The sequence below is a fragment of the Mesorhizobium australicum genome (genome assembly GCF_900177325.1).
GTDB classification, from domain to species: Bacteria; Pseudomonadota; Alphaproteobacteria; order Rhizobiales; family Rhizobiaceae; genus Mesorhizobium_A; species Mesorhizobium_A australicum_A.
In genome coordinates this window covers 12,894-35,354 of sequence record NZ_FXBL01000003.1, presented here as the reverse complement: position 1 = coordinate 35,354, position 22,461 = coordinate 12,894, and the positions used below count along the sequence as shown (strand labels likewise).

Sequence of the window (22,461 nt, the reverse complement as noted above, 5' to 3'; positions counted from 1 at the left end):
GCATGCGCCTAATCCGGCCGGCCGACCCCCGCGCCAGCGGCCTGACTCGGAGTCAAGCGGGCTCAGGGTCGGGTCGGGTCCGGAGAGTCTGATGGATCAAGCGAAGAAGCCGCGCGGGCGCGACTTGGGGCTACCCTTTCCCGGGACGCCCGGCCCGCAAAACGCCATCACCGATGTCGCCGGCGTCGCTGTAGGGTTCGCAACCCTCAAGTCGGACGGCCCGCCGCAGGTGCGCACGGGCGTGACCGCCATCATACCCCGGTCAACCGATCGCGATCTGTCGCCGGTCTGGGCCGGCTTCCACGCCTTGAACGGCAACGGCGAGATGACCGGAACGCATTGGATTGAGGAAGCCGGCTATTTCTGCGGCCCGGTCCTGATCACCAATACCCATAGCGTGGGCATCGTGCACCATGCTGCCGTGCGCTGGATGACGGGCCGCTACCGGCTCCAGTTCGACGCGATGCATCTGTGGGCGATGCCGGTCATCGCCGAGACCTATGACGGCGTTCTGAGCGACATCAACGGCCAGCATGTGACCGAGGCGATGGCGCTGAGTGCGCTCGACGAGGCGGCGCGCGGACCTTTGCCCGAAGGATCGGTCGGCGGCGGCACCGGCATGGTCGCCTATGGATTTAAGGGCGGCACGGGCACCGCGTCCCGCCGCCTGGAACTGGAGGGCGGCTCCGGCACGATCGCAGCACTCGTCCAGGCTAATCATGGGGTGCGGGAATGGCTGACGGTGCTCGGCGTGCCCGTCGGACGGCACATCCCGGACGCACCGCTCTTCCGCCGCGAGACCGGTTCGATCATCGCCATCTTCGCAACCGACCTGCCGCTCTCGCCCCTGCAGCTGCGGCGCGTCGCCAAGCGGGCGTCGATCGGCATAGGCCGGGGCGGAACGCCGGGCGGCAACAATTCCGGCGACATCTTCCTGGCTTTCAGCGTCGCCAATCCGGTTCCGCTGCCGCAATCCGGCCCGGCGACCTCTCAGGTGACGCTGCTCAACGACGAACTCCTCGATCCGGTATTCCAGGCGAGCGTTGAAGCGGTCGAGGAGGCGGTTGTGAATGCACTTCTGGCGGGCGAGGACACGCCGACTTTCCGCCCTCCAGATCGGATCGTCCCCGCGCTCCGGCCGGAGGTCTTGCTCGATCTGGCGCGGTCGTACGGACGCCTGCCGGCGAGCGGTGAGGCCGAGCAGCGGCAATGACCGATCAGGCAGCGGACGCGTTCTTTCGCGATCGGGGCTTCGCACAGGCCCTCGGATTCGGTGCGCGCCCCGCCCTGGTCGTGGTCGATTTCATCAACGGCTTCACCGATCCCGATCTGCCGCTCGGCTCCCGCGCCGACGAGGCGATCGAGCGGGCCAACATCCTCATCGACGCTGCCCGTGGCGCCGCGCTCCCGGTGTTCTTCTCGACCGTGAGCTATGTGGATCCTGATCTTCGCGATGCCGGAATCTGGGTCCAGAAGATTCGCGGCCTCGCCACTCTCCGTGCGGGCACTCCGGCCGTGGAGCAGGATGCGCGTCTGCATCGTGCGCCGGGCGACGGCCTCCTCGTCAAGAAATATGCGAGCTGCTTCTTCGGCACTGACTTCGCCTCGCGGCTACAGAGCCTGCGGATCGACACGCTGATCATCGCGGGCTGCACGACCAGCGGCTGCGTTCGCGCGACCGCGATCGATGCTTGCCAGAGCGGCTTCCGCCCGATGGTCGCGCGGGAAGCCGTGTCGGATCGCTCGCCGGCCGCACACGCCCAGAGCCTCGTCGACATTGAGACGAAATACGGCGATGTACTTTCGGTGGCCGAGATCCTCGCCCATCTCAAGGAGCAGACGGGCGTCGAGAGGAGGAGCACATGACGGACATCGCATCCGCAGCCGAGCGGGCGTTTTTCGAGGACAGGGGCTTTGCGGCGAAGATGGGGTTCGGCCAGCGCCCCGCGCTGCTGGTCGTCGATTTCAGCCTTGCTTTCACCGATCCGGCGATGCCGCTCGGCTCTGTCGTGGACGGGCCGATCGCCGAGACCAATCGGCTGCTTGCGGCTGCGCATGCCATGAAGGTCCCGGTCTTCTTCACGGTGATCAGCTACGACGAGGACGATATCGGCGACGCCGGCGTGTGGCGGCTGAAGATCACCAGCCTGTCGACGCTGAAAGCTTCGACGCGGGGCGTCGAGCTCGACCCGCGCCTCGACCGCCGCCCAAATGACCCGCTCATCCTCAAGAAATACGCAAGCTGCTTCTTCGGCACCGATCTGGCGTCCCGCCTGCAGATCCGCGGCATCGATACGCTGCTCGTCGCCGGTTGCGCTACCAGCGGCTGCGTCAAGGCGACGGTGATCGACGCGTGCCAGCTCGGCTTCCGGCCGATGATTGCCCGAGAAGCGGTCGCCGACCGCTCGGCCCCGGCCCACGCCCAGAGCCTGTGGGACATGGACGCCATCTATGGCGACGTTCTCCCGGTGGACGAGATCGTCGCCTATATGGAAAGCCTGTCCTGACTAACCTGAAGTTCCCCCGTCCCCTCCTTCGTTCAGCTACAAATCCTTGGGTCTATTGGAGCGCGCCTTCCGGACCATGAAGACGGTCGACCTCGAGGTCCGCCCCATCCATCACCGCCTCGAGGACCGGGTGCGCGCCCATATCCTTCTTTGCATGCTCGCCTATTATGTCGAATGGCACATGCTCGAGGCGTGGCGCGAACTGACCTTCGCCGACGAGGACCAGGAGGCCAAGGCGGCCCGCGACCCGGTCGCTCCCGCCCAGCGCTCCGCCGCGGCGCAGAAGAAGGCCGAGACCCGCAAGCTCGCGGACGGCACTCCCGCGCACAGCTTCCGTACCCTGCTCGAGGTGCTCGCCACCATCGTCAGCAACACCTGCCGTGTTCCGGGCAGCACCAGCGACGCGGCCACCTTCACCATCGTCACCACCCCCGACGACTTCCAGCCCGGGCAGGGGAACTCATCGACCGCATCAGCCCGTAGACAGAACGCCGACACCAGATTCTCGCTATCTCCCGGCCAGACAAAGGAAATCTGACTTACACCAAGGGGAACTTCAGACTAACGGTCCGGGCCTTCCGGACGAGGTTCGCATTTCGATTGCAAGGCCGGCGCGGGCCGCGTCACGCGGCGCTGGCCAGCTCCTCGGCGCGATGGCAAGCGACGAGGCCGCCGTTCTGCTGATGAAGGGGCGGCGGCAGATCGGAGCAGATCGGGATGGCCATCGGGCAGCGGTTGCGCAAGACGCAGCCGACCTCGCTCGCCGGGCGCTGGCCGGGATTCAACCGGTACGTCGGCTGATCGATAAGGCCGCTCGCCTGCTGGAGGCAGCGCGTATAGGGATGATGGGCTGAGCGGTAGAGGACGCGGCTGGCGGTCTTCTCCATCAGCTTTCCGGCATAGAGCACCGCGACGGTCCACGCGACATAGCGCACCGCGGCGAGATCGTGGGAGATGAACATCGCGGCGAAGCCGATCTTCTCCTGGAGCGACAGGACCAGGTTCAAGATCTGCGCCTGCATGGAGACGTCAAGCGCGCTGGTCGCTTCGTCGAAGACGATGAACTTCGGCCGCGTCACCAGCGCCCGGGCGATGGATGCACGCTGCCGCTGGCCGCCGGAGAGCTCGTGCGGATAGCGCTTGGCCATGCGCGGATCGAGCCCGACCAGGTCCAGCATGGTCGCGACCGCCTCGGCCAGCTCGGCCCGGGGCGTGCGCTTGAGGACGGCGATGGGTTCGCCGATGGAAGTGCCGATCCGCAGTCGCGGGTTCAGCGACCATTGCGGATGTTGCAGGACCGCGGCAACGGCGCCCTTGGGATAGCCCTGGCGACGTTCCACACGGTTGCCGGCGAACTCGACCTGGCCGGAATCCGGCGCCAGAAGCCCCAGCGCCAAGCGCCCGAGCGTCGTCTTGCCTGATCCGGATTCGCCGACCACGCCCAGGGTCTCGCCGGCGGCGATCTCCAGGTCGATGTCGCTGAGCGCATCGACGGAGCGGCGCGCCCAGGGCATTCCGCTGGTGAATCGGACGCTGACGCCTTTGAGGGCCAGCACCGGCGCGTCCGGCGTGACGCTCATGCGTGCACTCGTCTCAGCGTCGTTTCGCGGAGGACATGGTCCATGCGCATGCACAGGACCGGCCCTCTTTCACACAGCACCGGCGCGGGGCGCTGAGTCTTGCAGAACTCGGCGGCAAACTCGCAGCGGGGCGCAAAAGCGCAGAAGGAGCTTGGACCATGCAGGATCGGCGGAATGCCGGCAACCGGCGTGATACGCTCTCCCTCGACGCCGTCTTCAGCCAGGGCCAGCAGCACACGCGCGAAGCGGAGCTGCCCGACGCCGTATCGGCGCCGGAGCTCACTCTCCTGGAAGTTCTCGGGAACACGCCCGCAGAACCAGTCGCGCGCGATAGTCAGGCTGAGTGCTTCGACTTCGCTCTGCGGCAGCTTGATGCCGCTCTTGGCGAGCGGCTTCACCCCGCGTCTCACGAAATAGCCGCGATTGGCCCGCTGCTCGAGAACACCCTTCGCGGTCAGAATCGCCAGCGCGGCGCGAACGGGCGAGCGGGAGACGCCGAACATCGCCGCAACGGACGCTTCGGTGATGTGATCTCCCGGTTGGAGACGCTGCGCGGCAACCGATTCCAACAGCGCCTCAGCGATACGGATTTGCGTGGACGTGGCGGATCGAAGCTTCCCTGCGACTGCTTTCATGGTTCCGCGCTCGCGATCCGGGTGTGATGATCCAAGAGCACTACTACGGCGGCAGAGGCGGGCGCGATCCCGCTCTCGCATGTGCGGGATGACGGGGCGGCCGGAGAGCCGGACCTCGGCATGGGAGCGACGGGTCATGCCCGCAGGCCTTCCAACACCTCGTCCAGCGTCGCCTGGACGATATCGAACATGGTGTCGATCTCCGACCTCGTCATGATGAAGGGTGGCGCGAAGATGACCGAATTTCCGAGCGGACGGATGATAAGCCCGCGCCTGAAAGCTGCCTTGGCGATCCGCTCGCCGACTTCGAAATCGGACGGGAAAGGCGCTTTGGTGGGCTTGTCCGCGACCACGTCCAACGCCCCCATCAGGCCGACACCGCGCGCCTCGCCGATGAGCGGGTGGCCGGCGAAGCTGCGGAGCCGGGACTGGAAAGCCGGGATGATTCCCGCCAGGTGGTCGAGAACGCCGCGGTTAAGGAGGATATCGAGGACCGTCAGGGCGATAGCGCAGCCGACCGGATGCGCCCCGGTGGTGAAGCCGTGCGGGAACTCGCCGAATTCCTGCGAGGCCGCGGTCAGCCGGTCGTCGAATTCGGCCGATACCATCACGGCCGACATCGGGAAATAGCCGGCGGTAATGCACTTGGAGGCGATGATCAGGTCGGGCTCGACGCCGTAGGTCTGCGATCCCCACAGCGAGCCGGTGCGCCCGAACCCCGAAATGACCTCGTCGGCCACGAGCGGAATGTGATGACGCCGCAGCACCGGTTGGATCGCCGCGAAGTAGCCGGCCACGGGTGGAATGACCCCGCCGGCACCCATGATCGGCTCGGCGATCATGCCGGCTATCGTGTCGGCGCCTTCCCGGACGATCGTCTGTTCGAGCTCGGCCACGAGCCGATCGAGGAAATCGGCCTCGCTCTCGCCGGCTCGACCCTCGCGCCAGTAATGCGGGCAGGTCAGGAAGATGACGCCTTCGGGCGGCAGGCCAAAGGCCCGTACATAATCCTTTCCCGTCAGGCTCGTCCCCATGACGGTGGTGCCGTGGTAGGCGCCTCGCCGCGACAACAGCTTGCGCCGCTGCGGCCGGCCTTCCGCCCGCGCCAGCATCCAAAGCATCTTGACAACGGTGTCGTTGGCTTCCGATCCGGAATTGGCGAAGAACACCCGCGCCATCGGCACCGGTGCGATATCGACAAGCCGGCGGGCCAGCCTGGCGGAGGTTTCGGGCACGCGTCCGAAGAAGGCATGATATGCCGGCAGACGGCGATACTGCTCGCTTGCCGCATCCGCCAACCGGCTGTCGCTGAAGCCGAGCACGGCATTCCAGAGCCCGGAATTGCCCTCGATATAGCGCTTGCCGCTCTCGTCACGGACATAGATGCCGTCGCCCTCCGTCATGACCGACGGCCCGTCCTGCTGCAGCGATCCGAGATCCGAGAAGGGGTGCAGGAATGCGGAGGTGCGGTCCGGAGCAGGGGCGATCAGATTCATCGAATTGGCTTTTCCCGAGCTGCGGCGGCCGCCAGCTTCCGGCAAACGATTGTATGATCATGGGAAAAAAGAACAACCTTGTCCAGCGTAAATAATCCGCACGGGTGGAACGCAGCGGTGCCCCTGCGTTGCCGACATTTTAGGCGACCACTGCCCGGAGAATGAGCACCGATTCGCCGGCCGAGCGGCTTGTGCGGGCAACTGGATTGTGTTTAACATCGACGAAAGTACACTCGGGCCGCTCTGGCCGAATTGTGTGCGGCGCGACTCATACGGGCGGAGCGGAAGGACGATATGTCAGCCTACAAGATCGATCCGGCCGACAAGCACCTCGTCGAGGAATTCCGAGCTAATCCGGTCGGCCAGCACAGTCCCGACTTGCAGCGGCTCCTGAACCTGTTCCGCGGCTCGGCGTCGGAGGGCAAATATGTGCTCTACTGCACCAAGCCGCACGAGGAATGGATCCTGGCGCAATTGCCCGGACGCCGCGGCGAGCCGTTCAAGCTCCACCATGACAAGGTCTTTCATTCGCAGGAAGAAGCCGAGTGGGCGATCTTCAAACTGCGCTGGTTCGACCACACCGGCGAGCAGCTCGATGACTGAGCGCGCGCCTCCTCTCCCCTCCTTCCCACACGCCTTGCAGCCCCTGGCAGGAGTTCAATCTTGAAAAAGATCCTGGGTTATTCCGACAAGCTCAGCGTCCGGCCGGGGGAGACGCTCTCCTTCATGGTCAGCTGCAGCGAAGCGGAGCGTTTCGAGGCGTCCATCGTTCGCTTAATCCACGGCGACGTGAACCCGGCGGGCCCAGGCTACAAGGAAGAGCGCCTGGCGACGGAAAGCGACGGAGCCTATCCCGGCCGCAAGCAGGAGATCCTGTCGGGGTCCTACGTGGTGGTTCCGCACAGCCCGCTCTTTGATCAGCTCGCCTCCTTTACGGTGCAGGTGATGGCTTGGCCGACGACGCCGGGAACCCGCCGCCAGTCGCTGATCTCGCTCTGGGATGTAGCGACAAAGAGCGGGTTCGTGCTCGGTATCGACGAAGCCGGTGCGCTGTCGCTGCGGATCGGCGATGGGTCCGGCAAGGTGGAGCAGGTCAGCAGCGGAAAGCCGATGCTCTCCCGCGAGTGGTATCTCGCGGCGGCATCCTTCGACGCCGCGTCCGGCACGGTGTGCCTCTACCAGCAGCCGATGGCCGAATACGGGCTCACGGACGATCGCGCCGAGGTGTCCACGACAACGGCCGTCAAGCCTGGCCGGGTGCGCGGGCCGCTGATGATGGCCGGCTGCCGGGGCGGGGAATTGAAAGGACGCATCCGCGCCGCCGACAAATACAATGGCAAGCTCGACAGCCCGATCCTCAGCAATGTCCCGCTCAGCCGCCTGCAGATCGAGCAGGCGCTGGCCGGCACCCTGCCGGATCGCTTGGCGTCGGCGATCCTCGCGCGGTGGGATTTCGCGCGGGAGATCACAACGGAGACCGTGGTGGACCTGTCCGGCAATCGCCTGAACGGCGAGACCGTCAATCTGCCGGCCCGCGGCATGAAAGGCTACAACTGGAGCGGCCGGGAGATGTCCTGGCGCCACGCCCCCGAAGAATACGGGGCGATCCATTTCCACGACGACGATCTCTACGATTCCGGTTGGGACGTGGATTTCGAGCTGACGGTGCCGGACAGTTTCAGGAGCGGCATTTATGCAGCGCATGTGCGCACCGAGGGGGGTGAGGACTACATCCCATTCGTCGTTCGCCCGAAACACGGGACGAGGAAGGCGAAGATCGCTTTCCTGGTGCCGACGGCGAGCTACATGGCCTACGCCAACGACCATATGGCCCTCGACTTCTCCGTCACGCAGCTGGCCATCGGTCGTGTGATCGTCGTGTCCGACAAGGACAGCCTGCTGCAGGAGCATCCGGAATACGGGCTCTCCTGCTACGACGTGCATTCCGACGGCAGCGGCGTCTGCTATTCTTCACGGCTGAGGCCAATCGTCGACATGCGCCCGAAAGTCGAGGGCGCTCTGGGCGGCACCGGTTCGTCGCTCTGGCAGTTCAATGCCGACCTCCACATCACCGATTGGCTGGAGACCAAGGGTTTCGATTTCGACTGCATCACCGACGAGGACCTGCACTACGAAGGCCTCTCGGCGCTGTCGGGCTACAACACCATCCTGACGGGAAGCCATCCCGAATACTGGTCGAAGCAGATGTGGAACACTCTCGACGGCTACAAGAAGCTGGGCGGGCGCCTCATGTATATGGGCGGCAATGGCTGGTACTGGAGGATCGCCTATCACCAGACCAAGCCCGGCGTCATCGAGGTTCGCCGGGCCGAGGACGGCATTCGCTCCTGGGAAGCTGTCCCCGGCGAATACTATCACAGCTTCACCGGCGAGTTCGGCGGCCTATGGCGCCGCCAGGGGCTGCCGCCGCAGATGGTCGCCGGAACCGGCTTCACGGCGCAGGGCTTCGATATCTCGTCCTATTTTCGCCGCACCAAGGAAAGCTTCGACCCGCGCGCCAGCTTCATCTTCGAGGGGATTGGGGACGAGGAACTCATCGGCGATTTCGGTCTGATCGGCGGCGGAGCGGCAGGGCTTGAGCTCGACCGTGCCGACCGCCTGCTCGGCACCCCGCCGAACGCGCTCATCGTCGCGGCGTCGGAGAACCATACTGGCGTCTACTACGTCGTTTGCGACGAGATGCTGACTAACCGGCCGGGACTTTCCGGACCGGACAACCCGCTGGTCCGCGCCGACATGGTTTTCTACGAGACGCCGGCCGGCGGCGCGGTGTTCTCGACCAGCTCCATCGCCTGGTCCGGGAGCTTGTCGCACAACGGCTACGACAACAACGTCTCGCGCATCACCGAGAACGTGCTGCGGCGGTTCGTCGACGATACGCCCTTCTGATCGGTCCGCATGAGCGCCGGTCCGGCTGGCGCGTGGGCGCCAGGTCGGCGCGGCGCCTGCGCCGGCGTGTTGGAAGGCGGTTGAACCGACTTGAGCAGGGGGAGCCCGCACCATGATGTGGCGAGAGATGGAGCCGGACGAGCGCATCGAGGTCGCCGTCGACGGCTACAAGGTGATCGCTTATTCCTTCGGCAGCGGCGACGACGTGCTGTTCCTGCTGAACGGCGGACCCGGATTGCCCTGCGACTATGTCCGCGATTCGCACAGCTGCCTGGTCGATGAAGGCTACAGGGTCGTCGCCTTCGATCAGCTCGGCTGCGGAGCATCGGACCGCCCGACCGACCCGGCGCTGTGGACCATCGAGCGCTACGTCGCGGAGACCGAAACGGTGCGCCAAGCGCTGAGGCTCGGCCGCGTCCACCTGCTCGGACAATCCTGGGGCGGGTGGCTCGGCATCGAATACGCGCTGACCCACCCGGAGGCGCTGAAATCGCTGATCCTGGAGAACACCGCGGCCGACATGCCGCATCTCGTCAGCGAGCTCGCGCGACTGCGCGGGGCGCTCGGGCCGGAGACCGTGGCCATGATGCAGGCGCACGAGGCGGACGGCAGCATCGACCATCCGGAATACCAGGCGGCGATCACGCTGCTGAACTACCGCCACGTCTGCCGCCTCGCTCACTGGCCGGCGCCGGTGCTGCGCTCCGTGAACGACTGGAACATGGGTCCCTATGGCACCATGCAGGGGCCCAACGAGTTCCTGTATACCGGCAACCTCAAGGACTGGAACCGGGTGCCGGACCTGCACCGGATCGAGCTTCCCGTGCTGATCACGGTCGGCCGCCACGATGAACTCACGCCGGCCTGCGCGATGCGCATGAAGCTGCACCTGAAGGACGCCGAGCTGCACGTCTTCCCGAATTCCAGCCACCTGCCGTTCTTCGAGGAGCCGGCGGCTTATTACCCTGTCCTGGTCGATTTTCTCGGTCGAAATCGGAACAGGCGGTAATCCCGCAGCGCACGAGGACGTACAGGATGAGCCGAGCGCCATCATCAAGCGAGGGAATGAAGGCGGCAGCCGTGAACCCCATAGATGATTGAGATTGATGCTCGGAGGTCTCATCGACCGAGCGCACTACCTGCGGCAATCGCAATTGATCGACGTAGCGCCGCTTTGGGGCGATCTCGATATCGATCACCACCACGTCCGGTCTCCGCCCGAAGAACGAACCCGCTGCGCGGGAGGGCGCCTGCGGTTGAGGTAGAGATCAAGAACCGGTCGACGCGCCCGCATTGAGCGTCGTTCGGCAGGGGCAGAGCATCACAGGCTTCTTCAACAAGGAGCCTGACGATGACCCACCCCGCTCTCGATACCCCTATCAGCCCGTTGCGCCAGCGGCTGATCGACGACATGAACATGCGGCGTTTCTCACGGGAGACGCAGCGCAACTACCTCCGTGATGTCGGGCGGTTCGCGACCTTCGTTGGCCGACCGCCTGATACGGCCACGTCCGACGACCTGCGCCGGTTCCAGATCGAGCAGCAGGAGGACGGCGTTCCCGTGCCGACGATGAACAGCATCGTGTCGGCACTGCGCTTCTTCTTACGCATACGATCGATCGTCCCGATCTGGCGCACAAGCTCGTTCGTCTGGCGCATCCGCGCAGGCTGCCGGTGGTGCTGAGCCGCGACGAGGTCGCCCGTCTCCTCAACGCCACCACCTGCCTCAAGCACCAGGCCGCGCTGTCGGTCGCTTATGGCGCGGGCTTGCGCGTCGCCGAGGTGTCGACGCTGAAGGTCGCCGACATCGACAGCGAGCGCATGCTGCTGCGTGTCGAGCGCGGCAAGGGCGGGTGATATCGGAACGCCATGGTGTCGCAAGACCTGCTCTTGTTGCTGCGCCAGTGGTGGAAGGTCGGACGCCAGCAGGGCGTCATGCATCGCGACGGCTGGGCTGTTCCCGGGGCGATCTGGCCGCCGGCGTCCCCGCTTCTGCTTTGCTCTCGGTGCCGACGTTGGTCGCGCCTCGCCCTGTTTCCAGATGGTTATGTTGCAACGTTTTGAATACCGTCACTGTGGCAAGTAGCGCCTCTGACATTTTCGGAGGATTGAATGTTCAAGGGCCGCCAGTTCGACCAGTCCGTGATCCTGCTTTGCGTGCGCTGGTACCTGGCCTACAGTCTGAGCCTGCGTGATCTAGAAGAGATGATGGCCGAGCGGGGCATTGCCGTCGACCACACGACCATTCACCGTTGGACCGTCCGTTTCGCACCACTACTGCTGGAGCGGTTCAACCGGCGCAAGCGGGGCGTGACCGGCAGATGGCATATAGACGAGACCTACATCAAGGTCCGTGGCCAGTGGATGTACCTTTACCGTGCCATCGACAGTGTCGGCGATACGGTCGAATTCTGGTTCAGCGAGCAGCGCGACTTGCCGTCGGCCAAGCGGTTTTTCCGGAAGACACTGGCACGTCATGGCCGGCCCGACCGCGTCGTCATCGATGGTAGTCAGACCAACCACGAGGCTATCGTTTCCTGCGACACCACAAATCGCTTGCAAGATCGCTCCCGACGCCGGCTGAAGCCGATCGAAATACGCAAGAGTAAATACTTGAATAATCGGATTGAACAGGATCATCGGCGCATCAAACGCCGCGTCCGGCCAATGCTTGGCTTCAAATCACAGGGATCAGCCGCGATCATCCTGTCCGGCATCGAGATGGTTCATATGATGCGCAAGCGACAGGCGAGATACGCCTTCAATCCGAATCCGTCCCTGGCCGAGCAGTTCGCAATTCTTGCCGCATAATTGGCCTCGGGTCAGGCCTCTTTGTGGTTCCAGTCAGCGGTTGCAACAAAACCGTGCGGCGAGGAAGTCGCGGGAGTCGATCACCGCCGCCGTAATCGCCTGGTGGGAGACCTTGGATCCGGTTCGCGGCCGCCATGCAGAGCCCGTTTGCGCCTCGTAGAGGTCAGCGGCCTCGTCGCGCATGATTTCGAGCACATTGCGGCGCTCGATATAGGTGATGCCCTCAGCCGTGAGCCGTTCCAGCTCGACGGACTTCACCTCGGAACCATCCTGTTCATTCTGGCTCGAGCGCTGCGCCTCCTCGTTGCGGTCGAGGCTTCGGGCGACGCGCTCGGCGGCGCGGTGGAAGACGTTGGCGAAGCTCCAGAGCAGGTCGTCGAGGTCGGGTTCCAGCCTCGTGTCGCCGAGCATGCCGGCGAAGGTCTCGACGATCCCGGCGAGGCCGGCCCGGATCACCTCGTCGTCGGGCAGCGGACGGGGGTCGGGCTCGTCCTGATGCGGGCGATGGCCGTACATCTGTAGTTCGAGGATGACGCGATCGGTCGGCGACGAGGCGTGATAGGGCTCGTAGGCGTCGTCGAAAGGAAGCTCGTACGTCATGGCGTGTCTCCGTCGGTTGTGGCCGCGCCCATCGCGGCCTGACAGCGAAACCCGGCCGCGCGCCGGGCGCGGCCGCACCGAAGGCCGGAGCGAAGCGGAGGACGGCGCAAGCCGTTGCGGCCGTGACCGGGGGGTGGCAGGGATCGCCTCTCAGGCAGGCCGCGGGCGCGGCCTCCCGGTGAGACTCCCGCCATGCCTGCGGGATTGCCGGTGACGCTGCGCACTGCCCGCCTGCCGGCCTCGCGCGTCGGTCATGCGGACGGCAGCAAGACACGGGCATCGTCCGGGGCGAGCTGATCACCGAGCCATGCCGCGAGATGGCCGGGGCCGAGATGGCGCAGATCGTCGTTGAAGTCGCCGAGCCGCGGCCGCAATGCCAGAGCGAGGATTCCGGCCTCGCCTGCGCGCTGGCTGAGACGCTCGATGCCATGCCGGCCGGCGGCATCTGCATCGGCCGCGATGTAGAGGCGACGGCAGCCAGGCGGGAAGGTCAGGCCGGCAAGGTGATTGGCCGAGGTGGCAGCGGCCACAGGCAACGAAGGCATCACGGTCCGGAGTGAGGCCATCGTCTCGAAACCCTCGCCGGCGGCCATGACCGGCACGGGAGCACCAGACTCCAGGCCGAGCCAGATGGCGTTGCCGAGAAGGTTGCCGAGCGAGCGGCGAGGAGCGGCGAGTTGCGCCTTGCCATTGCCAGCCGGGTCGAGCCAGGTGCGCTGCAGGCCGGTGATCCGCCCCTCGATGTCGGTGACTGCGGCAATCAGAGCTGGGAGCATCTGCGTCTCGCCGGTCACGAGGTCTCGGTAGTAGCAGCCCGGGTGGAAGCGCAGGGCGCGCTCACACGCGGTCAGGAGAATACCGCGGCCGGCAAGATAGCGTTCGGCCAGCGTGCCGGCGATCGACTGCGACATGGCGAACAGGCGTAGCGCGGCCTCAGGGGAGCCGCGTGCCGCGGCAGCCTGGCGGGACTGGTCGGAGACCAGCGGCTGCGGGCGCGGCAGGGCGAGAAATCGGCGGGCCTCGTCGGCGATCTCGCGGAACTCGACCAGGCCGCAGCTTTCGCGGATCACATCGAGCAGATCGCCGAATTCGGACGTAGCCTCGTCCACCCATTTGCCTGCCGGACCTTTGACGTTAGCCTTGAGGCGCACATGCATGGAGCGGCCGCGCGTGTTGCGGACATCACCGACGATCCAGTGGTTGCCGGAGCGATACCCATTGGAGAGATATTCGCGGCACACCGCCTCGGCATCTTCGCCGAGACGGCGTGCCAGCTCGGATGCCGAGCCGGTCATGGTCGCCTCCCTCGCTCAAACCGCCGATCGATCGGTGACGCCGAGCAGCGTATGGCTAGCGAGAAGCAATGCCAGCATGGCCGCGCCATGCGCGCCGGTCGGAATGAACAGCCTGAGCTTCCAGGAGATGATTTCGGAGATCAGGCCGAGCGCCTTCAGCCGCGGGATCATCGCATCGGTGAAGCCCATCAACTCGACGCGGTAGTCGTTCATGACACGGCTGCGGCGCAGGACCAGGCCGTCGGCAAGCTGCAGGCTGATCCGTCCATCAATCAAGCCGATCCATGCCTCCTCCGGCGCCAGCGTCGGCACATGATCGATGCCGAGATTGCGGAGCAGCGTGGCGACCAGCGTCGACGCGATGTGACGGCCGATGATGCGTTCGCCGGCATCGGTCTGGATCCGGTAGACTTGGCAATCATGCTCGGGCAGGCGCCGCCAGATCGGTAGCAGAAGGCCGCTGACAATGTGGAAGCTGCTGGTAGTGAACTCCGGAACGGCGGCGACCTCGGCCTGCCACAACTCGCCAAACAGCTTTCGGTCGGCCGGCTGCCAGTGGGTTTCGGCAAGGGCATCGAGGCCGAAGCGCAGCTCGTCGGTAGGCCGCAGCAGGCGTACGCGGTGTTCTATCGCGCCGTCGTCGAGCATGAGGCTGGCCGTCGGCAGTTGGATCGCCGCGCGGCTCGACCGTGTGTTGACCAGCAGGACCGATTGAGGCTCCGCGCGGGCGATCGCCAGTGCGTCGGCCAGGCCTAGCGGCCGGATGCGGTCCTTGCGCGTCACCGTTAGCACATGCGACTGCGCACCTGAGACCGGATGGGTGTAAACGGTGCGCCGATCGTTGACGGTGATGCTCTCGGCCGTAATCGTCTCCAGTCCCTTGTCGTAAATGCCGGCGGCGATGGCGCCTTCGACCTTGGCCGTCATCAGCTGCTCGAACACCTTGAACAACAGGTTCTGGGTTTCGATGCGCAGCGCCAGCAGGCGGTTGAGCCAGGTCGTGATCGGCGGCAGCTCGTCGCGCAACCCGCCCTCGTCCGTGGTGAGTGACAGGCCGGTGGCGTTCTCAAAGGTGGTCAGCGAGCAGCCGTCGATCTTCCCCTGGTGCAGCAGGAAATAGAATTGGCGCAGGGCCGCGCGGGCATAGGGGCTTTCGAGATTGTCCTCGGCGCGGAACAGGCCTGCCCCGCCGGTCTGGCGCTGGCCGCGTGTGATTGCCCCGAGCGTGTCGAGCCGCCGCGCGATCGTCGACAGGAAGCGCTTGCCCGCCTTTACATTGGCGGCCATCGGCCGAAACAAAGGTGGCTGCGCCTGGTTGGTGCGGTGCGTGCGACCGAGCCCCTGGATGGCATTGTCGGCGCGCCAGCCGGCCTCCAGCAGATAGTGCTTGCGCAATCTCTGGTTCCGGGCGCCAAGATCGGCGTGATACGAGCGGCCGGTGCCGCCGGCATCGGAAAAGATCAGGACGCTTTTGTCGTCATCCATGAAGCTTTGGGTTTCGGCCAGGTTTGCCGATCCCGGCCGGTTTTCGACGGCGAGCCGATCGATGCCGTCGCGGCCGGTCTTTTTGACGATGCGGCGTGAGCGGCCCGTCACCTCGGCGACAACATCGGTGCCGAAATGATGGATGATCTGATCGAGCGCGCTGCCGACAGGCGGCAGCGAGGCGATCCTCTCGATCATTTCGTCGCGGCGACGGACCGCCTCGCGGCACTGGACGGGATTGCCGTCTACGTCATGCACGGGCCGCGAATAGATATTTCCTTCCGCGTCCGAATATTCCTCGAAGAGCTGCGTCGGGAAGGAGTGCATCAAGTACCCTCCGACGTACTCGCGCGGCGTCACGTCGACATGCAGGTCCGACCATTCCTCGGTGGGAATCTCGGCCAGCCTCCGTTCCATCAGAGCCTCGCCGGTCGAGACGATCTGCACGACCGACGAGTGACCGTCGGCGCGGTCCTGCTCGATCGCACCGATCAGCGTCGGCGTCATCATCGAGGTGATGAGATGGCTGAAGAAGCGCTGCTTGGTACTCTCGAACGCTGAGCGTGCCGCCGCCTTCGCGTTGCGGTTCAGCGTGCCGGTTTCGCTGGTGATGTTGGCCGCCTCGAGCGCGGCGGTCAAATTGTTGTGGATGACCTGGAAGGCGTCCGCATAGGCATTGTAGATGCGGATCTGCTCCTCGGTCAGCGCGTGCTCGAGGAGGTCGTATTCGACGCCGTCATAGGAGAGCGATCGCGACGTGTAGAGCCCGAGCGATTTCAAATCGCGGGCGAATACTTCCATCGCGGCGACGCCGCCATCCTCGATCGCCGCGACGAACTCGGCCCGGTTGGCGAAGGGAAAATCCTCGCTGCCCCAGATGCCGAGACGCTGTGCATAGGCCAGATTCTCGACCGCAGTAGCGCCGGTCGCCGACGCATAGACGACGCGGGCGTCGGGTAGCGCGTGCTGCAGGCGCAGGCCTGCCTTGCCCTGCTGCGAGGGCGCGACATCGCCACGCTCGCCCTTGCCGCCGGCGGCGTTCGCCATGGCATGCGCTTCATCAAAGATGATGACGCCATCGAAATCCTTTCCGACCCAGTCGATGATCTGGGCGATTCGGGATTTCTTGCCGTCGCGTTCCTGCGAGCGCAGCGTCGCGTAGGTTGTGAAGAGGATGCCTTCGGCAAGGCGGATCGGCGTACCCTGCCGATAGCGCGAGAGCGGCTGGACGAGGAGGCGTTCCTGGCCGAGTGCGGCCCAATCGCGCTGGGCATCTTCCAGCAGCTTGTCCGACTTGGAGATCCAGATAGCGCGCCGACGGCCTTGCAGCCAGTTGTCGAGGATGATCCCGGCGACCTGCCTGCCCTTGCCGCAGCCGGTGCCGTCACCCAGAAACCATCCGCGGCGGAAGCGGACCGCATTCTCGGCACCTTCAGGCGCGGCGGAGACGATGTCGCAGGTCTCGTCGACGGTCCAGGCTCCGGCGAGATGGCCGTCATGCGCCTCGCCGGCATAGATCACGCTTTCGATCTGCGCGGCAGAGAGCAGGCCCTCGTCGATGATCGCATCAGGTAGAAGTGGCCTGTAGGTTGGCTTTGGCGGCGCGACCGCTGCCATGGCGGCCGACTGGACCAGCGGCGTCGGATGCGGCTTGGCGCGCGGAATGTCGATCGACTGCAGCGCGTAAGGCTCATAGATCGTGTCGCTGAGCCGGCCGCCCTCCTCCGGCCTCCAGTCGCGCAGTTCATAAGCTAAGGGAACGGCAGGCGTGGCGTCTTGCACCAGCGGTCGGGTGGGCTTCGCCCGGACAACCGGACGGGCCGGGCTGACGGCTTTCCGGGTGGCTGGCGAGACGGCGATCGGTGCCGATCGTCCCGCGGATCGGGCTGCCATCGGCATGGCGGCATTGTGCAGCACGCCGTTCGACAGGGCGCTGATCGAGTCTGGAAAGCCGCCCGGTGTGCGGGGCGGCAGATCCGAGACCCAGGAAAGCAGCGTCTCGACATCGTCTGCCTTGCCGGGCGACGTGACGAATCCCGACGGGTCCGTCGCCGGAATCTTGTCGATGACGGTGAGGCGGGTTTCGGCGGTGGTGCCGTGACGGGCGTAGACGCGACCGTCGATCGCCGCGGTGAAGACCACCCTGCCCTGCTGCTGCAGCCGCTCGAAGGCGGGCCGCCATTTAGGGTTTTCGGGAGAAAGGCCGGTGCCGGTGATGGCGACCATGCGTCCGCCGGGGCGAAGGCGTGCGAAGGCTGACGATAGATGCCGCCATGCCGCGTCTGCGACATGGCCGTCGACATGAGCGCCGACCGTAAAGGGCGGGTTCATCAGCACCACGGAGGGCTCGATGCCGGCGTTGAGATGGTCGTCGATATGGGCGGCGTCGTGACGAAAGACAGGAACGCGGGGGAACAGCAGGCCGAGCAGATCGGCGCGCGTGGCGGCGAGTTCGTTGAGCACGAGCGAGGCCCGGGCGATCTCTGCATGGACGGCGAGCAGGCCGGTACCGGCCGAAGGTTCGAGAATAAGGTCCGACGCGGAGATCGCGGCGGCGTGAGCGGTGACGAAGGCGAGTGGCAGCGGCGTCGACAGCTGCTGCATGGCCTGGCTCTCGTCAGAGCGCCGCGTGTGGGTGGGAACGAGATCGGCGACGCGCTTCATCATCGCCAGTGTCGCCTCAGGCGAGGTCGACCGGGCCAGGACCGCCGATCCGTAGCGGCGCAGAAACAGGATCTGGACGGCTTCGAGCGCCTCATAGGCATCCTTCCAGACCCAGAAACCTTGCGCATCCGTACCGCCGAAGCTGTCGGTCATGGCAACGCGCAGTGCGGCGGTGGTGACGGACTTACCCAGTTCCAGGAAGGGCAGAAGCTGGATGGCCGCCTGGTGGATCGCCTGGGCGGCACCGAGGGTGTCGGATGCCGCCGCGGCAAGGGGAGCGGCCGTCCGCGCGACGGCCGACGTGGTCGTGACAATGTTCATGGAGATGTCCTTCGAGAGAGTGTGTCTGCCCTCCGGCACACTCTCTGCGCCGGCCGGGCCGCACACCTCCCGGCCCTGCTCTGCCTCTGGCGGCAGAGCATGCTTCTGCGCCAACGGAAATCTGGGGATCAGCTGGCGACGTCGTTCTCGAGCCGGGAAACAATGTCGAGCACGCTCCGGCGCGCGAGAATCCAGTGCCGGTCGCGGTCGAGCCGTGCGATCACGGCATCCTTGAAGTGCTGATAGAGAAGCTCGGCGCGCTCGTCGTCGCCGAGCGCGTCGCACAGGATCGCGAGCGCGAGCTGGGCGGGGCCGGAACCGGAATAGCCCCAGGCGAAGCCGCTCGGAGAATGGTTGCGAATGTCGAGGCGCGGATCGAGGCCGTGAAGCTGGCCGCGATCGTCGAGCACGGTCCCGACGAAGCGGCCGCCGGCGGGATTGCCACGGTAGAAGGGCATGCTGTCCTCCGAAAACGGCGAAGCCGCGCGCTCCGGACGGTCCGGAAGCGCAAGTCTGCGTCGGTTGATGTGGAATGAAGCTGCTCAGCCGGCCGGATCGGGCGGCGGCGGCGCGTCGGGTTTGATGCGGCGGGCCTGAGCGACGATGTCATCGAGGAACGCGCGCAGTTGCGCTTCGCTGGCGAGATCGCCGGTGCGCAGTCGCGCGAGACGGACGATCAGGTCGTCTTTTTCGGGGAATAGCCGGCGTGCGCCCTGGAACTCGATCGCCTCGGCAATCTCGCTGCGCACCTCGGCATCGATCCGGTCGATGTAGGAGGCCAGACCTTCACGGCGCTCGTCGGTTTCGATCGACTCCGGGAACGACACAAGCTGCATCATTTCGCGGGCAGTATCACAGGCGATGCGGACCGCCTCCTCGTCGTTCTCGGCTTCGATGTCCATGCTGTCCCAGCACCGCAGCCAGAAGCGCAATTTTACGATGTACTCGGTCACCGCTCGGCCTCCTGTTCGGTTGACGCCGCCGTCGACGCGAAGCTGTCGGGCACGGCGAAGATCAGTGTCTCGCCATCGACTTGGTAGGGAAGTGACTTGGCCAGCAGGAGTCGCGCATGCTCTGCCTGGAAACCCGGCCACGTCTCCGTGACGACACGCAGGGTGATGGCCTGATCGCGCGGGAAGGCGTAGGGCCGACAGAAACAAATGAGGTCATCCGAAGCAGGAAAGGCGATCATGGCATACTCTTCGAGGCGGGCCGCAAGGTGACCCTCGTCGGTTCGGTGGAAGGTGACGGTGGGACCGGCATCGTAGGTCATGACGTGCTCCCTGGATTGTCGGTCGCCGTGTCCCGTGAGCCATGGTTATCGGCCTTCCGCTGTTGCTCGAAACAGGCATCGAACTCGGCCTTGCGGCGAGCGCGGGTTTGGCGGGCGACGTTCGGAAGCTTGCGCGTCGGGACATCGGCCAGCCGCTCGGCGGCGGCTTCGATGGAAGCGAGGCTTAGATAGCGCTGGAGATTGGCCGCAAGCCGGGCATTCTTGCGGGACCGCCTCAGGATCGCGGTTGCGACCTCATCGCCGTCATAGTTTTCGAAGCAATTGTCGAAGGCGCGGGTTGGACGGTGCCCATAGGCGATGACCTTGGCCGCATAGTTGACGCGGCCGCGGAAATTCTCGGGATCGTTCAGGCGTGACATGGGGTGTTCTCCCTGGTTGAAGGGCCGATTGCGCGGGCCCAAAAATGCGAAAGCCCGGCGAGGCCGGGCATCGAGCGACAGTTCGACGAACTGAAGGTTCAGCTGGATGGTCAGATCCGCTGACCGGTCGAGGATTGGTTGATCATGTCGTCGAGCCAGTCGGCCGCGGCTCGTGCCCCCTCCTCACCATCGGCGCCGCTGCGCGGTTTCGCTGCGGTTTCGGCATGGATGGCGTTCCGGGCAGTAGCGGGGACAGCCAGGATCGCGTTCATGACTTCGTGCGCGGCGTCTTTTGAGACGAAATCGCCGATGGCGGTATGGGCGCCGGCGTCGATCCCGTAGAGCGACCAGAAGGTTCGAAACTCCTTGCCGGACGCCTGTGCGGTCTTCAGATCGGCGGCATAGTCCTGTTCATCGGCATAGGAGGCGATGTGCCGATCGCGTTCGATGCAAGGCCGCACCTCGTAATATTCGAAGGCCAGTTCGGTTTGCATTGTCGGCGATAGATGATCGCGAAACGTGGTCTTCTTTGTCGTGCTATCCGGCCGTGTGTCCGTGCCGGAATTGAGATCGGCGGCGCAGTCAGCGCTTATATCGTCGCTGCGGTTCCAGTGCTTCGACGGACAGGTTTCGGGAGTGTAAGCCTTTTCGTCGATGACGACGGCAGCAATGGGGACCTTTTTGGCCATGGTGGTTTCCTTGCGTGGTTGGATTCGGGCACACGCTCGCGATCACCGACGCATCCGCAAACGGTGCATTGTGATGAGTGTGTGAACGGATTGGCAGCCGTGATGGCTGGCAGCAGCGAGAGTGACTAGGGCCGATCGACGTCGTAGCGGTGATCGCAACCGGGATCGCCCGGGTAGCGGCCGTTTTCGTCGCAGACCATGACCTGCAGCACGCTGTAGCAGTCGTGGCCGAGATATCGATTGACCTGGATGGTATAGCGCGTTCGGGCTAGTGGTCCGGTTCGGCGGATCTTGACGGGAATGGACCATCCTATATCGATCAGGCCGGTTGCGAGCGGCTTGCCGTCTTCGCGCATCTTGGCGCCAAGCTCGTTGAGCAAGCCAGCGGCGATGCGCGACGGGAAGTCGCCGATCAACAGAAGCTCGGGCAGGCCACGGTCGGCATTGCCGATCGTGTAGGTGAAGCCAGGCGCGGTTCCCTGGCCGAATATTTGGAACAGGTGCTGTCCAAAGGCATCGATGTTCTGCGCGACCTCTCGCATACGGCCTGGTGCTGTCATGGGTGCCTCCTTCAATGTGGGATATCGTCGACTTCTCGTTGCGCTTTGCGATAACGCATAGGGATCTGATCGGCGGCTTGCGCCTATCTGATCAGGATGGTCCTGGAAGGTTGGGGATTGGCCGGTCGCGCGCGACCGACGACGAAGACTTCGTCCGAATTGGCCTCGAACAGCATCAGGATGCGGCCGTCGACGGCGACGCACTCGTTGATCCAGTGGTGGTCGGTATCGCGATATGTTGTTGCCCGGTCGACCGGTACATAGACGATGGTGAAATGCGACAGTGTTTCACCAGTCGGCGCTGCATAAAAATGTTCGTCCACTTTGATCACGACACCGCCCGTGCTGTACGAGGTGGAGACCGTGTCGCCGAGCCGAACGAGATCGGCAACAGTCGGCGTACCGGACGCTGTGCGCCGGTATCGGCGGCGATCGGGAACGCCAAGTTCCGCGGTATAGGTCGAATGGGCCTCCCAGGTGTGCTCGGCCGGTCGTGACGGCTGCTTACGATGGCTCCGCATCGTTGCCCCCTTCTTTCCTTGCGCGTCGTGCGCGGACTGCGGGCATGCGGCTGTCGATCTCTTCGTCGGACAAATCCTCCAAGAGCCTGAGGGTGGTGCCCTGCCCTACGGCGTAGACAAGGATGGTGCGCTTGCCGTGATGCTCTTGCGGCCAGGCATCGGGATTGGTCTCTCCGGCGATCCCCCTGGAGTCCGAATGCGTCGCGTTCCAGATTGCCTCGAGCTTTTCCTCGCGCGTCATGCTGTCGACCGCCCCGGTCTCATGGGCGATGATGGCTGCCCGCATCATGTCGGGGGTGCGCTTGTCGCCAAGGTCACAGAAGCCGTGGAACCAGCGTTCGCGGGCGCGAATCCTGATCGCGAAAAACACGCTGGTCACGTTGCCGGCCTTGTATTCGGAAATCCCGAACATGCCGGTGCGTTGAAAAAGCGGTGGCAGCAGACCAAGCATGAAATGGTACTCCGGCGCGCCGATCTCAAACCACTCGCAAGCGTATGGCGTGCCAGAAAGCGGATCGAAAGTCGGGTTGCCCTTATGGTGGTTGAACAGTTGGAACATCTGCTCGCGCGTGGCGACGGCTTCGAGCACCTTCCTGAAGGGAGGATGTGAGGTCATGGCGGTTTCTCCTGGACGCAGGCCGGCATTGCGCGGCGTGGACCGCGGAGCGGTGACGGCATGCTGATGTCGTGGTTTGGGGGCCGGCGAGCCGACCGGGCGGGTGTCAGCGGTCAGT

At 65.0% G+C, this 22,461-nt stretch carries 23 protein-coding genes and 1 pseudogene; 10 read left to right on the top strand and 14 right to left on the bottom strand.

Going from position 1 to position 22,461, the window contains the following annotated elements:
* Positions 1–91: 91 nt before the first annotated feature.
* The 4 genes from B9Z03_RS01325 (at position 92) to B9Z03_RS01310 (ending at position 3,045) form a co-directional block, all read left to right on the top strand.
* Positions 92–1,213, top strand: coding sequence for a DmpA family aminopeptidase (locus B9Z03_RS01325; protein ID WP_085462557.1), 1,122 nt, complete (start codon positions 92–94; stop codon positions 1,211–1,213).
* Positions 1,210–1,866, top strand: coding sequence for an isochorismatase family protein (locus B9Z03_RS01320; RefSeq protein WP_085462556.1), 657 nt, complete (start codon positions 1,210–1,212; stop codon positions 1,864–1,866). Before B9Z03_RS01325 ends, B9Z03_RS01320 begins: the two co-directional genes overlap by 4 nt.
* Complete coding sequence (locus B9Z03_RS01315; RefSeq protein ID WP_085462555.1) at positions 1,863–2,507, top strand: isochorismatase family protein; 645 nt, start codon at positions 1,863–1,865, stop codon at positions 2,505–2,507. Before B9Z03_RS01320 ends, B9Z03_RS01315 begins: the two co-directional genes overlap by 4 nt.
* A 76-nt stretch (positions 2,508–2,583) precedes the next feature.
* Entirely contained in the window at positions 2,584–3,045 is a 462-nt protein-coding gene (locus B9Z03_RS01310; RefSeq protein WP_085462554.1) for a hypothetical protein, read from the top strand.
* An 85-nt stretch (positions 3,046–3,130) separates the two neighbouring features.
* On the opposite strand, the gene B9Z03_RS01305 is transcribed toward B9Z03_RS01310, so the two are convergent.
* The 3 genes from B9Z03_RS01305 to B9Z03_RS01295 all read right to left on the bottom strand — a co-directional run bounded on the left by B9Z03_RS01305 (position 3,131) and on the right by B9Z03_RS01295 (position 6,218).
* The gene (locus tag B9Z03_RS01305) at positions 3,131–4,087 is read right to left on the bottom strand and encodes an ATP-binding cassette domain-containing protein (protein WP_085462553.1); all 957 of its coding nucleotides are present in this window, start codon (positions 4,085–4,087) and stop codon (positions 3,131–3,133) included.
* Entirely contained in the window at positions 4,084–4,722 is a 639-nt protein-coding gene (locus B9Z03_RS01300) for a winged helix-turn-helix domain-containing protein (protein WP_176247391.1), read from the bottom strand. The genes B9Z03_RS01305 and B9Z03_RS01300 overlap by 4 nt, the downstream gene beginning before the upstream one ends.
* 134 nt (positions 4,723–4,856) lie before the next feature.
* The gene (locus tag B9Z03_RS01295) at positions 4,857–6,218 is read right to left on the bottom strand and encodes an aminotransferase (RefSeq protein ID WP_085462551.1); all 1,362 of its coding nucleotides are present in this window, start codon (positions 6,216–6,218) and stop codon (positions 4,857–4,859) included.
* Between the two features lie 294 nt (positions 6,219–6,512).
* On the opposite strand from B9Z03_RS01295, the gene B9Z03_RS01290 reads away from it, so the two are divergent.
* The 6 genes from B9Z03_RS01290 (at position 6,513) to B9Z03_RS01270 (ending at position 11,939) form a co-directional block, all read left to right on the top strand.
* On the top strand, positions 6,513–6,821 hold the full coding sequence (locus B9Z03_RS01290) for a hypothetical protein (RefSeq protein WP_085462550.1): 309 nt from the start codon (positions 6,513–6,515) through the stop codon (positions 6,819–6,821).
* A 60-nt stretch (positions 6,822–6,881) separates the two neighbouring features.
* Entirely contained in the window at positions 6,882–9,128 is a 2,247-nt protein-coding gene (locus B9Z03_RS01285; RefSeq protein WP_085462549.1) for a N,N-dimethylformamidase beta subunit family domain-containing protein, read from the top strand.
* Positions 9,129–9,243: 115 nt separating this feature from the next.
* The gene (locus tag B9Z03_RS01280) at positions 9,244–10,137 is read left to right on the top strand and encodes a proline iminopeptidase-family hydrolase (protein WP_085462688.1); all 894 of its coding nucleotides are present in this window, start codon (positions 9,244–9,246) and stop codon (positions 10,135–10,137) included.
* 342 nt (positions 10,138–10,479) lie between these two features.
* Positions 10,480–10,812, top strand: a complete 333-nt coding sequence (locus B9Z03_RS30115) for a phage integrase N-terminal SAM-like domain-containing protein (protein ID WP_244561620.1) — start codon at positions 10,480–10,482, stop codon at positions 10,810–10,812.
* Positions 10,806–10,985, top strand: coding sequence for a tyrosine-type recombinase/integrase (locus B9Z03_RS30110; protein WP_244561619.1), 180 nt, complete (start codon positions 10,806–10,808; stop codon positions 10,983–10,985). The genes B9Z03_RS30115 and B9Z03_RS30110 overlap by 7 nt, the downstream gene beginning before the upstream one ends.
* Positions 10,986–11,240: 255 nt before the next feature.
* Positions 11,241–11,939, top strand: a complete 699-nt coding sequence (locus B9Z03_RS01270) for an IS6 family transposase (protein ID WP_085462548.1) — start codon at positions 11,241–11,243, stop codon at positions 11,937–11,939.
* Between the two features lie 51 nt (positions 11,940–11,990).
* Here B9Z03_RS01270 and B9Z03_RS01265 read toward each other — a convergent pair.
* The 11 genes and pseudogenes from B9Z03_RS01265 to B9Z03_RS01215 all read right to left on the bottom strand — a co-directional run.
* Positions 11,991–12,539: pseudogene (locus tag B9Z03_RS01265) on the bottom strand (hypothetical protein); the annotation flags it as partial.
* A 251-nt stretch (positions 12,540–12,790) separates the two neighbouring features.
* A complete protein-coding gene (locus B9Z03_RS01260) occupies positions 12,791–13,834 on the bottom strand; it encodes a DUF7146 domain-containing protein (protein WP_085462547.1) in 1,044 nt (347 codons plus the stop codon).
* Positions 13,835–13,849: 15 nt separating this feature from the next.
* Positions 13,850–18,304: a strawberry notch family protein gene (locus B9Z03_RS01255; protein ID WP_085462546.1), complete on the bottom strand. Its 4,455-nt coding sequence runs from the start codon at positions 18,302–18,304 to the stop codon at positions 13,850–13,852.
* Positions 18,305–18,432: 128 nt separating this feature from the next.
* Positions 18,433–18,762, bottom strand: coding sequence for a DUF6166 domain-containing protein (locus B9Z03_RS01250; protein WP_085462545.1), 330 nt, complete (start codon positions 18,760–18,762; stop codon positions 18,433–18,435).
* Positions 18,763–18,846: 84 nt separating this feature from the next.
* Entirely contained in the window at positions 18,847–19,257 is a 411-nt protein-coding gene (locus tag B9Z03_RS01245) for a hypothetical protein (RefSeq protein WP_085462544.1), read from the bottom strand.
* Complete coding sequence (locus tag B9Z03_RS01240) at positions 19,254–19,577, bottom strand: hypothetical protein (protein WP_085462543.1); 324 nt, start codon at positions 19,575–19,577, stop codon at positions 19,254–19,256. The genes B9Z03_RS01245 and B9Z03_RS01240 overlap by 4 nt, the downstream gene beginning before the upstream one ends.
* Positions 19,574–19,957 (bottom strand): hypothetical protein, encoded by a 384-nt coding sequence (locus B9Z03_RS01235; RefSeq protein WP_085462542.1) that lies wholly within the window; start codon positions 19,955–19,957, stop codon positions 19,574–19,576. Before B9Z03_RS01235 ends, B9Z03_RS01240 begins: the two co-directional genes overlap by 4 nt.
* Before the next feature lie 110 nt (positions 19,958–20,067).
* A complete protein-coding gene (locus B9Z03_RS01230) occupies positions 20,068–20,646 on the bottom strand; it encodes a hypothetical protein (RefSeq protein ID WP_085462541.1) in 579 nt (192 codons plus the stop codon).
* A 125-nt stretch (positions 20,647–20,771) separates the two neighbouring features.
* Positions 20,772–21,206, bottom strand: a complete 435-nt coding sequence (locus B9Z03_RS01225; protein ID WP_085462540.1) for a DUF4262 domain-containing protein — start codon at positions 21,204–21,206, stop codon at positions 20,772–20,774.
* Between the two features lie 83 nt (positions 21,207–21,289).
* Positions 21,290–21,727 (bottom strand): hypothetical protein, encoded by a 438-nt coding sequence (locus tag B9Z03_RS01220; RefSeq protein ID WP_085462539.1) that lies wholly within the window; start codon positions 21,725–21,727, stop codon positions 21,290–21,292.
* Positions 21,711–22,343, bottom strand: a complete 633-nt coding sequence (locus B9Z03_RS01215) for a DUF1419 domain-containing protein (protein WP_085462538.1) — start codon at positions 22,341–22,343, stop codon at positions 21,711–21,713. The genes B9Z03_RS01220 and B9Z03_RS01215 overlap by 17 nt, the downstream gene beginning before the upstream one ends.
* Positions 22,344–22,461 lie beyond the last annotated feature (118 nt).